The 11,267-nt window shown below is 45.8% G+C and carries 5 protein-coding genes and 1 pseudogene; 3 read left to right on the plus strand and 3 right to left on the minus strand.

Translation table 11 applies throughout. The features are described 5' to 3' along the window. Entirely contained in the window at positions 1–6,177 is a 6,177-nt protein-coding gene (locus NDA06_RS12580) for a CHAT domain-containing protein (RefSeq protein ID WP_190986034.1), read from the minus strand. Between the two features lie 211 nt (positions 6,178–6,388). Between NDA06_RS12580 and NDA06_RS12585 the strand changes: the two genes are divergently transcribed. From NDA06_RS12585 to NDA06_RS12595, 3 genes are all read left to right on the plus strand, one after another. Next, on the plus strand, positions 6,389–8,467 hold the full coding sequence (locus NDA06_RS12585) for a prolyl oligopeptidase family serine peptidase (protein WP_190986033.1): 2,079 nt from the start codon (positions 6,389–6,391) through the stop codon (positions 8,465–8,467). 138 nt (positions 8,468–8,605) lie between these two features. Next, positions 8,606–9,043, plus strand: a complete 438-nt coding sequence (locus tag NDA06_RS12590; protein WP_190667546.1) for an NUDIX hydrolase — start codon at positions 8,606–8,608, stop codon at positions 9,041–9,043. 140 nt (positions 9,044–9,183) lie between these two features. Continuing rightward, positions 9,184–10,302: a phosphodiester glycosidase family protein gene (locus NDA06_RS12595; protein ID WP_190986032.1), complete on the plus strand. Its 1,119-nt coding sequence runs from the start codon at positions 9,184–9,186 to the stop codon at positions 10,300–10,302. Between the two features lie 133 nt (positions 10,303–10,435). On the opposite strand, the gene NDA06_RS12600 is transcribed toward NDA06_RS12595, so the two are convergent. Beyond that, the gene (locus NDA06_RS12600) at positions 10,436–10,918 is read right to left on the minus strand and encodes a hypothetical protein (protein WP_190437266.1); all 483 of its coding nucleotides are present in this window, start codon (positions 10,916–10,918) and stop codon (positions 10,436–10,438) included. 256 nt (positions 10,919–11,174) lie between these two features. Beyond that, positions 11,175–11,267, minus strand: a pseudogene (locus NDA06_RS12605) (IS630 family transposase); the annotation flags it as partial.

The following is an 11,267-nucleotide window of genomic DNA, read 5'->3' on the forward strand; positions in this document are numbered from 1 at the left end:
TCAGTCGGATTCACCAATTAAAGTAAAAGCCGCCCAGTCTCTGGGGTCGGGGTGTTGTTTCATGGTTGTTAGCATCGCTTGTCGCAATGATTGAGAGCGATCGGGGTTGATCTGGAGATTTTTGTAAAACTCGGTCATTAAAGAGGCTGTTGGTGCATCGGGAACTGACCACAAAGAGACAATGACGCTGGGGACACCCGCACTAATAAATGAACGTGATAAGCCAATCACGCCATCCCCGGTAATTTTGCCTCGTCCGGTGTCGCAAGCACTCAAAACGACTAATTCTGCATTGAGCTTTAGGTCGAGGATTTCAGAAGCCGTGAGTAAACCCTCATCTGAACTGGATGGAGCCAAAGCGATCGCACTGTTCAATCCCTGGATATCATCAAATATCCCATGTGTTGCCAGATGGATAATTCGGGCAGAAGGCAATGCTTGCGCGATCGCGGCTTTAGTCGCTTGCTTCCCGGTAATCGCCTGAGTCTTGAGCAGTTTAGCAATCTCTTTAGCTTCCTGTTCCGCCCCCGACAAGTTCGATAACTGCTCGGCGGGTTCTCCAGGTTTCAGCACCACCTTAGGCATCGTGGGATTGCCGACTATCAACGCATTCTTGCTAGAAAAAGTCCGTGTATCCCCCAAAACCCGTTTTGTACGCTGATGGGTTAAATCCAGCATTTGAATTGAGGGAGCCGTCAGAATGGTATGTTTTTCTATCAGGTATTTACCAGAAGCATCTTGGAGAGCTGGAAATGGCGCGAGGAACAGCGCATCTTGTGGGATAAAAATCACGCGAGCATTTGGATCAACAGGTAGCTCTTCCGCAATGGGTTCAATCAGCAGTTGATGGAGTTGCTGTAATCGTTTGGTCGGGCTTTCTTCCTCTATCAGTTCCGCTACAATACCGCCACCACGCCCCCTTACCCCTATAGATTCACGGGTGTTAGCAACAAGGTCTTGTAGAGAAAGATTCTGTTTCTGCCACAGGGGTTTGAGGTCAGATGTCCGAAACGTCACTTCACCTGTAGGCTTGATAACCCAAATATAGAGTTCTGATTCTAGTTTTTTTTCTTTCCCTTCAAATTTGAAAATATCGTAAATAACCGAATATTCAACAAGAGTTGCATTTTGTTTCTTGGCAACTTGTTTAATCAGCTCGATATTGGGCGTAGTAATGCTAAATTGCTCTTTCGGGTTAGGAGATAATCGAGAAGCCAGTAATTCCACAAAAGCCCGCGCCCTGCCCCGTTCGGCAATTTCCAGTGCTTCATTAGTTTTGTTCTGAACAATTAAAACTTCTTGTAGTAGGCGGTAAGTACGAGCTTGCCTTTCAAAGATTGACACTTTATTAGAATCATCTAATTTAATTCGCAGATTCTCCCAAATCTCAACTGCCTTGCGTAGGAGTTGTTCGGCTTCTGCAAAATTACCAGCTTGACGAAGAGCATTAGCTAGATTATTTAAAGCATTAGCCTCGCCTTCTTTATCTTCCTGTTGCCGTGCTTTTTCTAAACTTGAGGAGTGTAAAGCGATCGCCTTTGCCGTGTCGCCAAGATTTAAGTAAGTATTTCCCAAACCTGTCAGGGCTTCAATTGGGTTAAATTCTTCTACTTCTTTATAATATTGAAGAGCTTTGTTATAGTCACCCAAAAACTGATAAATTCTTGCCAAATAGACTTTAGCTTCTGCCACGCCAGAACTGTTTTTCTCTGCTTGGTCGATGGCTAATGCTTGCAAATAATCCTTAATTGCCTCGTCAGATTTACCTTGGGAGTTGTAAGCATTGCCTCTACCTCTGATAACTTCTGCTTTGCTTTGTTGGTCTTGGTTCTGCTCTAAGATTTTTAAGGCATCGTTGTAATACTGAATTGCTTTGTTATAGTCAGCTAAGGAATTATAAACACTGCCCAGATTTGAGAGATTTTTAACCTGGATTTTGAGGTAATTAAATTCTTTAGCGATTTCCGATGCCTGGGAGTAGGATGGGATCGCATTGGTATAGTCACTCAGGCAATAATAAGCATTGCCCAATTTTTCCAGCATTAAACTTTCATTTTCGTGGTCTGCGATTTCCCGATAGATTTTTAATGCTGTTTGCCAAGGCTGAAACGCTGCTGAACAATTGGGGGCGTAGAATTCTAAGTCTCGCAGTCTATCTGCTTCTAATTGTGGAGTCGTAGCAATTTTTAATAGCGGCTCCAAAATGGCAATTTGCTTGCCAGACAAGTTCCATATACGGGCAGTACCATCATCGGATGCGGTAACAATCAGCTTGCTATCAGGGTTAAAGTTGGCACTATTGACCCAATCTAAATGCCCTTTGAGTTCAACAAACAGCTTATCTTCTGTGTCCCATATACGGGCAGTAGCATCAAGATGCGTGGTGATTATAAACTTTCCATCCGGGCTGAAACTACTAGTCCCCCTGATAGAAGTTTCATACCCTTGAAGTTCTTTTAGTAACTTCCCTGAAGTATCCCATACTCGGGTAATACCATCAGTAGATGCAGTGACAATTAGTTGACCATCCGGGCTAAAGTTAGCATTGATAACGATGCCTTGAGCTGCTTTAAGTTCTGCTAACAGGTTGCCTGAGATATCCCACACACGAGCAGTGGCGTCATAAGAAGCAGTAACAATCAGCTTGCTGTTCGGGCTAAAGCTAGCACTTGTGACGTAATCTTGATGCCCTTGAAGTTCTGCTAGCAGCTTACCTGAGGTATCCCATACGCGAGCCGTTTTGTCATCAGATGCGGTGACAATCAGCTTACCGTCTGGACTAAATCTGGCACTGTTGACTCTGCCTTGATGCCCTTTTAGTTCAACGAACAACTCACCAGAAGTATTCCACACACGAGCTGTTCTGTCCAAAGAGGCAGTGACAATCAACTTTCCGTTTGGACTGAAACTAGCGCTATGGACTATGCTATTGTGAGCTAGAAATTGGGTGAGCAACTTACCTGATTTATCCCAGAGACGGACGATGCCGTTTTTATATGCACTGACAATCAACTTTCCGTCAGAGCTAAAGCTGGCATTGTTGACTTGGTTATTCTGATATGAAAACTCAGTCAGCACCTGACCTGACGTATCCCAAAGATTGGCAATGCCGTCATCAGATGCCGTAACAATCCTTTTCCCGTCCGAACTAAAGCTGGCGCTCCAGACTGGGCGATTATGCCTAGTAAGTTCTGCCAATAACTTACCCGACAAATCCCACACACGAGCAGTACCATCAAAAGATGCGGTGACAATACGTTGTCCATCTGGGCTGAAACGTGTCTTCCATACTTGTTTCTGATGCCCTTTGAGTTCTGCTAGCAACTTGCCAGAAATATTCCACACATGGGCAGTGCCGTCAAACGATGCAGTGACAATATGCCGTCCATCCGAGCTGAAATTAGCGCTGACAACATAGTTATGAGCTTGGAGTACTGTTAATAGTTTCCCAGAAACGTCCCATACACGAGCGGTACCATCACCGGATATCGTAATAATACGTTGACTATCTGGGCTAAAACTAGCACTTGAGAAAAGTCCAACAAAACGGTTACTGCTTACAAGAGTTTGGCTTCCTTGCAGTATCGCCAGTAGCTTCCCAGAAGCATCCCATAACCGAGTAGTACCATCCAAAGATGCAGTAACAATCAGCTTTCCGTCTGGACTAAAAGTAGCACTGTTGACAGCATCTTTATGGCCTTGGAGTAGGGTTAGTAATTTGCCAGACACATCCCATACACCAGCAGTACCATCATAAGAAGCAGTGACTACCCGCTTACCGTCTGGACTAAAATTGGCAGTTTGGACATTCTTATAATGACCTTGCAGTACAGCAAGCAGATTACCAGAAGCGCTCCAAATACGAGCAGTGCCGTCTGAAGAAGCGGTGACAATCTGTTGACCATTTGGGCTGAAATTAGCATCTTGAACAGTATCGTTATGACCTGTGAGTATTGATAGCAACTTGCCAGAGGTCTGCCATACACGAGCAATACCGTCACTTTCTACGGCAACCATCCGTTGTCCATCTGGACTGAAATTTGCAAAAAAGGAAATGGGCTTGGAAAAGCTGCGCCGAGGTTTCGCTTTATGTAAAGAAGGGGTTTGAAACAATCTCAGCAGTGATAGCTTTTTGCTAGATACATTCCACACACGAGCCGTACCTTCAGCAGATGCAGTAATAATATATTGTCCATCTGGGCTAAAACTAGAATCATTGACAGAAAACTTATGCCCTTGGAGTGCAGCTAGCAATTTGCCAGAAACGTCCCATACACGAGCAGTACTATCAACGGAGGCGGTGACGATACGCTGTCCATCTGGACTGAAACTAGCTTTCCAGACTTTTGCCTCATGCCCTTGGAGTACAGCTAGCAACTTGCCTGATACATCCCACACGCGGACAGTATAGTCATCAGATGCAGTAGCAATCAATTTTCCATCCGGGCTAAAACTGGCACTGTTAACAGAACTCTGATGCCCTTGGAGTACAGCTATCAACTTGCCCGATACATCCCACACGCGGGCGGTGAAGTCCCAAGAGATTGTCACAATTAATTTGCCATTCGGGCTAAAACTGGCACTTGTGAGATTATCCCGATGCCCTTGGAGTACAGCTAGCAACTTGCCCGATACATCCCACACGCGGGCAGTCTCATCCCAAGATGTAGTGACAATCAGTTTTCCATCCGGACTAAAACTAGCACTAGTGACATCTCTCTTATGTCCTTTAAGTTCAGTTACCAGTTTGCCGGACAAGTTCCACACACGAGCTGTTTTATCATCAGATGCGGTAACAATCAACTTACTATCTGGACTAAAACTGGCAGTTCTAACATCATCCTGATGACCTTTAAGTTCGGCTAGCAATTTGCCCGAAGTATTCCACACACGCGCTGTTTTATCATCAGATACAGTAACAATCAGTTTTCCATCTGGGCTAAAAATAGCACTGGTGACATTGCCCTGATGTCCTTTGAGTTCAGTTATCTGCTTACCGGACAAGTCCCAGACCCTAGCGGTGTCATCTTCAGATGCAGTAACAATCAGCTTACCATCAGAGCTAAAACTCCCACTCCTGAGAGTGCCTTGATGCCCTTGCAACTCAGTTAGCAAATTACTACTCGTATCCCACACTCGCGCCCTACTATCACTAGACGCCGTAACAATCAACTTGCCATCCCGGCTCCAACTGCCGGTGTTAACACTTCCCTCATGTCCTTGCTGCATGGCAAGCAACTTACCCGATACATCCCAGACACGGGCGGTTCTATCCAGAGACGTGGTAACAATTCGCTGTCCATCCGGGCTAAAACTAGCACTGTACACACTATCCCGATGCCCTTTAAGTTCCGCCAACGGCTTACCAGACAAATCCCACACTCGTGCCGTTTTGTCATCCGATGCGGTAACAATCCGCTTTCCATCGGGGCTAAAGCTGGCACTCCAGACTGTGTCAGTATGCCCTTGCAGAGACGCGATTAATCGCGTCTCTGCGCCAGACGCATCCCAGACACGGGTAGTTTTGTCAGCAGATGCTGTGACGATACGCTTGCCATCTGGGCTAAAACTGGCACTGTAAACACTACCTGAATGTCCTTTGATTTCTAACAACTGTTTGCCGGAAGTGTCCCACACGCGAACAGTTTTGTCAGCACCTGCGGTGACGATACGCTCTCCATCGGGACTAAAACTGGCACTATAAACATACCCTTGATGTCCAGTCAGTTCTACTAGCTGTTTGCCCGACAAATCCCACACACGGGCAGTCCCGTCAAACGATGCGGTGACAATGCGATCGCCATCGGGACTAAAATTGGCACTCCGGACACTAGCCGAATGCCCCCGCAGTTCTACTACCACCTTGCCAGAGGTATCCCACACCCACGCAGTACCGTCAGTTCCGGCGGTGACAATTAGCTTGCCATCTGGGCTAAAACTGGCGCTGTTGACACTCCCCTGATGCCCTTTGAGTTCAGCTTCTTGTGCGATGTAATCAATAAAGCTGCCTGATACAGCCGGTTTGGCGGCGGGATTTTGGTCTAATTTCTGGTTATGGGGGGTTTGCGCGATCGCCTTTTGTGTAGCCAATATTCCTGGAAAATAGACAGGCAAGGGGGTTGAGATACCGAAGGCGAACCAGGGAAGAAAAAATAGACCAATTCTTGGGAGACGCATAAATCTCAATTAGGGCAGCGCGATCGCGATTATCTACTGGAATACTTATCTCTCACAATTTGGCACTTATGTAATTTGCTCTCTAGTTTTTTGCCAGAAACTGGGTTGCTCAAAGAATTACCCGTGCAAACTGGATTGAGAAGGAAGCGATCGCCCTCTTCTCAACCAAATCTGGCGCTAGACTGGACAGTGTTACCAAGAGTCCAACCCTATGCAGTATCCAGATAAAGCCCTTACTTATCCAACTAGCCAAAAAGTCGATCAAGTTGATGACTATCACGGAACAAAGGTATCTGATCATTACCGTTGGCTAGAAGATCCGGACTCGCATGAAACCAAAGCTTGGGTTGAGGCTCAAAATCAAGTTACTTTTAGCTATTTAAATGAAATTCCGGTTCGGGAAAAAATTAAGCAACGGCTAACCGAACTGTGGGACTACGAAAAATACAGTCTTCCGTTTAAAGAAGGCGATCGCTACTTCTATTTCAAAAACGACGGCTTGCAAAATCAAAGCGTTCTCTATACATTAACGTCCCTGGATGGCGAGCCAAAAGTTTTGCTAGATCCCAACAAACTTTCAGAAGATGGCACTATTGCTTTGTCGGGGATTTCGATTAGCGAAGATGGGAATTTGATGGCGTATGGTTTATCCACCTCTGGTTCAGATTGGCAAGAATGGAAGGTACGCGATGTTGAGACGGGCGAAGACCTTTCCGATCATCTCAAGTGGATTAAATTCTCTGGCGCGTCTTGGACGAAAGACAACCAAGGTTTTTTCTATAGCCGCTACGATGAACCGAACGAAACAAGCAAATTAGAAGATATTAACTACTATCAAAAACTTTTCTACCACCGACTGGGTAAGCCACAATCTGAGGATATCCTCGTCTACGATCGCCCTGACCAAAAAGAATGGGGTTTCAGCGGTGGCGTCACCGAAGATGGGCGTTACCTAATTATCAGCGTGTGGCGAGGAAGCGACCCTAAGAATTTGGTGTTTTATAAGGATTTGACAAATCCAGATGCGCCTGTAATTGAACTCATTAGCGAGTTTGAAGCTAGCTATAGTTTTATCGATAGTGATGGCTCAATCTTCTGGTTTCGCACGGACTTAGATGCCCCTCGCGGTCGCGCGATCGCAATTGATACCTTCAATCTTCCCTCCTCTCCAGTAAGTAAGGAGGAATGGCAAGAAATCATCCCGCAGGCGGAAGAAGTCCTCGAAGGCGTGGGTCTACTCAATAATCAGTTTGTGACTGAATATCTAAAAGATGCCCGGACTCAGATTAAAATCTTTGAGCTGAACGGCTCCTTTGTGCGGGAAGTTGAGTTACCGGGAATTGGTTCGGCTGGAGGTTTTGGCGGTAAACGCTACGATACGGAAACTTTCTATAGCTTCACCAGTTTTACCACACCTGCCACTATTTACCGCTACGACATGGTTAGTGGTGAAAGTACAATTTTTCGTCAACCGAAAGTTGATTTCAACCCTGATGATTACAAGACAAAGCAGATATTTTATCGCAGCAAAGATGGCACCCATCTGCCCATGTTTATCACCTACAAAAAAGGGCTGCAACTAGATGGAAGCAACCCTACTTATCTCTATGGCTACGGTGGTTTTAACGTCTCCCTGACGCCTAGTTTCTCGGTTGGCAATCTGGTGTGGATGGAGATGGGCGGGGTCTATGCCGTCCCCAATTTGCGCGGCGGCGGCGAGTATGGAGAGGAGTGGCACCAGGGCGGCACGAAGCTAAATAAGCAAAATGTCTTTGATGATTTCATCGCGGCGGCGGAGTGGCTAATTGCTAACGGCTATACAACCCCGGAAAAACTTGCTATCGGCGGCGGCAGTAATGGGGGATTGTTGGTGGGTGCGTGTATGACTCAGCGCCCGGATTTATTCGGTGCGGCGTTGCCAGCGGTGGGAGTGATGGATATGCTGCGCTTCCATAAATTCACGATTGGCTGGGCTTGGACTTCGGATTATGGTTCTCCGGAAAACCCGGAGGAGTTCAACGCGCTTTATGCCTATTCGCCACTGCACAACCTCAAACCTGGGACCTCTTATCCAGCCACGATGATTACAACAGCGGATCATGACGATCGGGTGGTGCCTGCCCACAGTTTCAAGTTTGCTGCCGCTTTGCAAGCAGCTCATACAGGTGTTGCACCCGTATTAATTAGAATTGAGACTAAAGCGGGACATGGGGCTGGGAAGCCAACAACTAAGATTATTGAGGAAGTTGCGGATCGGTGGGCTTTCCTGGTGCGGGAGGTGTTCGCGTAGCGGCGCGGATGCGCGAGAGCGATCGCTCAACTCAAATCGATTGCTATCTCACTCAATCATCAGTCATTATCTGCCTGGTTTGAAGAGCAAATCCAAGGAGCAATCCCCTATCAAACATCGCCAAAAAAGATAAGTTCCATGAATCTAAAATCAGCCCAGCGTTATCAGCAATCGGCGGTCATCCCCTATCGCATCAAAAACGGAAAAATCGAAGTTTTGTTGATCACTTCCTCAACAGGAAAACGCTGGGTGATTCCTAAAGGAATGATTGAGCCGTTTATGACCCCGCAAACTTCGGCAGCCAAAGAAGCCTGGGAAGAGGCGGGAATCATCGGTCAGGTGCTACCGACTTTGATGGGGACTTACGAGTATCAAAAAGGGGGAGGCACCTGCCAAGTTGAGGTATTTTTAATGCAGGTGAAAACGGTGCTGGAAGTTTGGCCCGAAGCTAGCTTTAGAAAGCGACAGTGGGTGAGTGTGAAACAAGCGGTTAAGCGCGTTGAGGAAGCCGAACTCAAACGCATTTTCATGACTTTCGCCGATACCTTATTCACTCTACAATCACCTCTCGAATAGCCTGAATCGTTGATGGGGCTACAAGTGTAGGTATTTTTCAGGAATCTTTGCAAATCGCGGCTTCTGCTAAAACTGAGTAAAGCGATCGCTCTACTCCCATCGCTCAATATTTAGTCGCTAGACGAGAAGTAAGCGAAGTTATGCCAGATCGAAAACAACCCAATGGTTGCCGTAAAATGCTGCGGCGCACTTTTTTATTTTTAGTAGGTTTGGCACTTGCTCAAGCTTTAACCGAATTCTTCTCAATTCCCCAAAACCGCTCCAATTTTGCTAGTCTTGTTCGTCAGTTATGGGAGAAAGCGATCGCTTTCTGGGAGTCTCAAAACGGAGTCGCTCAAAAACCTCTACCCAGTAGTACGCCAACCCCAATAAGTAGCGTTTCTCCTGAGCCTTTACCTTCGCCAACTCCAAAAACCAGCACCACTTCTAAACCATCTCAACCGTCTTCCAAAACCAACGTAAATCCCGCTGTTGCTAAAGGAAAACCCGTACAAGTTACCCAAAAAACACTGGCTGGGGTGTCTTTTTATCAAACCACCATTGACCTCTCTGACCCCGAAACTTTCATCACTCTGGGATTAGCAAATAATGCAACTTATGCCAACGGGCCAACGGTGAGCAATGGTGATGAACCTTTTGCCAAGTTGGTAGCGCGTCAGAAGGCTGCTGTGGTAGCCAATGGCACCTTTTTTGATAAAAGTAACCAGAAGTGGGTTATGGGTAACATGGTGGCTGCTGGCAGATTTCTGAAATACAGCCGCTGGGAAAATTATGGGACTACCTTGGGGATTAAAGCAGGTAATCAATTAGAAATGATTACTGCTCGAACAGAAGGACAGCCGAATTGGGATCAACACTGGTTTTCGATTACTTGCGGACCAAGACTGATTAAACAAGGAAAAATTTCTATCTCGCCGCAATCAGAAGGCTTTGCCGATCCTCATGTTCTCGGTGTAGGATATCGGACTGCGATTGGGTTTCCAGCGAATCGAAAAAAGTTATTTTTAATTTCTTTTCTTGCTAGTCTATCTTTACAACAAGAAGCCAACATTATGAAAGCGATGGGCTGTATTGAAGCAATGAATTTGGATGGTGGAGCTTCAGAAGCTTTAGCCCATAATGGAAGAATTTTACTTCCCGCAGGACGGAACCTGACGAATGTAATTGTTGTTTATGACACTAATTATCCTGCTCCTTCAGCTTTGAAAACATCTTGGCAACGCTTTCAAGCAGGCGATCGCCCCTCGATTCCTTTATAGCCGTCCCAAATGATTCGTGACGGCGAGATTACCCGACTTCTCCAGGAAGTCGGGGATCTGAAGCGCTAGAATCTCACCCCTAAAATAGGATTGCTGTATCAGCTTCCTCTTTAGATTTATCTTTTGTACAGCGTTAAGCATTCGCAGAGAGAAAAGGAATACTCTCAGCAAGCGGATCGTTAACACTTATCCCTTGTTTACTTGCCCAATACTCACTTAAAAAGTGAATTTGTCTCAAGCCAACAATTAGATTTAAACCTGGTACAAAAATCCACCAGACAATCAGTGGTTCTTTCATCCCAGCTTCGCTGTAGAGTTCGTTTACAGTTTTATAGAGTCTGAACTGCACAATGTAAATCCAGGCAATTCCCAGCAAGGAAAACCAACCAAACCAGCCAGGAACATCAGGATCGAATATACGCAACAATTGGGGAACTGCTATCCCCAAAACAAAAGGCGCTAAGCATAAAGTTCCTGACCAACCATAACCTTTGTAGCGACGTAATTCTTCTTGAATTATCCACTTATACCAACCGTAATACAGCATCAGGGTAATAATCGATAAAAGAATCACTTGCCAGAGGGGACGGGGTTTTCCTAGAGGCTTACTAGACATATTGACGGCTGAAGTGCTAAAGTTTTGCTCTATTATTTACATTTATTAATATACAGCAAACACCTCGCTAACGCCGCCTCTAATCTCACCCGTTTGTTCCACTTATCGGCAAAACTTTGGGCAATCCATAGAGAGCCTTTTTGGTTTGCTCTAACCTGTTGCTACTTTTTATTAGCAGTTCATTCTCTAATTGTCGCTTATTATCAGCTTTGATTAAAGCATCCATCGCTTCATAATATAGCAATCGCCAAGGTAATTAGGACGACAAGCATAAGACATGCTCGATTGCATCTCGCAAACAATTAAACTGGTCGAGTTGTTTGCGGATGCGGCTCTTGAGCCAAGACCA

The sequence above is a fragment of the Trichocoleus sp. ST-U1 genome (assembly GCF_039961835.1).
Classification (GTDB): Bacteria; Cyanobacteriota; Cyanobacteriia; order Cyanobacteriales; family FACHB-T130; genus FACHB-T130.

What these genes read in the sequence shown, in the direction of transcription:
- NDA06_RS12580 (WP_190986034.1), bottom strand. Translation starts at nt 6,177, where the DNA reads ATGCGTCTCCCAAGAATTGGTCTATTTTTTCTTCCCTGGTTCGCCTTC.
- NDA06_RS12585 (WP_190986033.1), top strand. Translation starts at nt 6,389, where the DNA reads ATGCAGTATCCAGATAAAGCCCTTACTTATCCAACTAGCCAAAAAGTC.
- NDA06_RS12590 (WP_190667546.1), top strand. Translation starts at nt 8,606, where the DNA reads ATGAATCTAAAATCAGCCCAGCGTTATCAGCAATCGGCGGTCATCCCC.
- NDA06_RS12595 (WP_190986032.1), top strand. Translation starts at nt 9,184, where the DNA reads ATGCCAGATCGAAAACAACCCAATGGTTGCCGTAAAATGCTGCGGCGC.
- NDA06_RS12600 (WP_190437266.1), bottom strand. Translation starts at nt 10,918, where the DNA reads ATGTCTAGTAAGCCTCTAGGAAAACCCCGTCCCCTCTGGCAAGTGATT.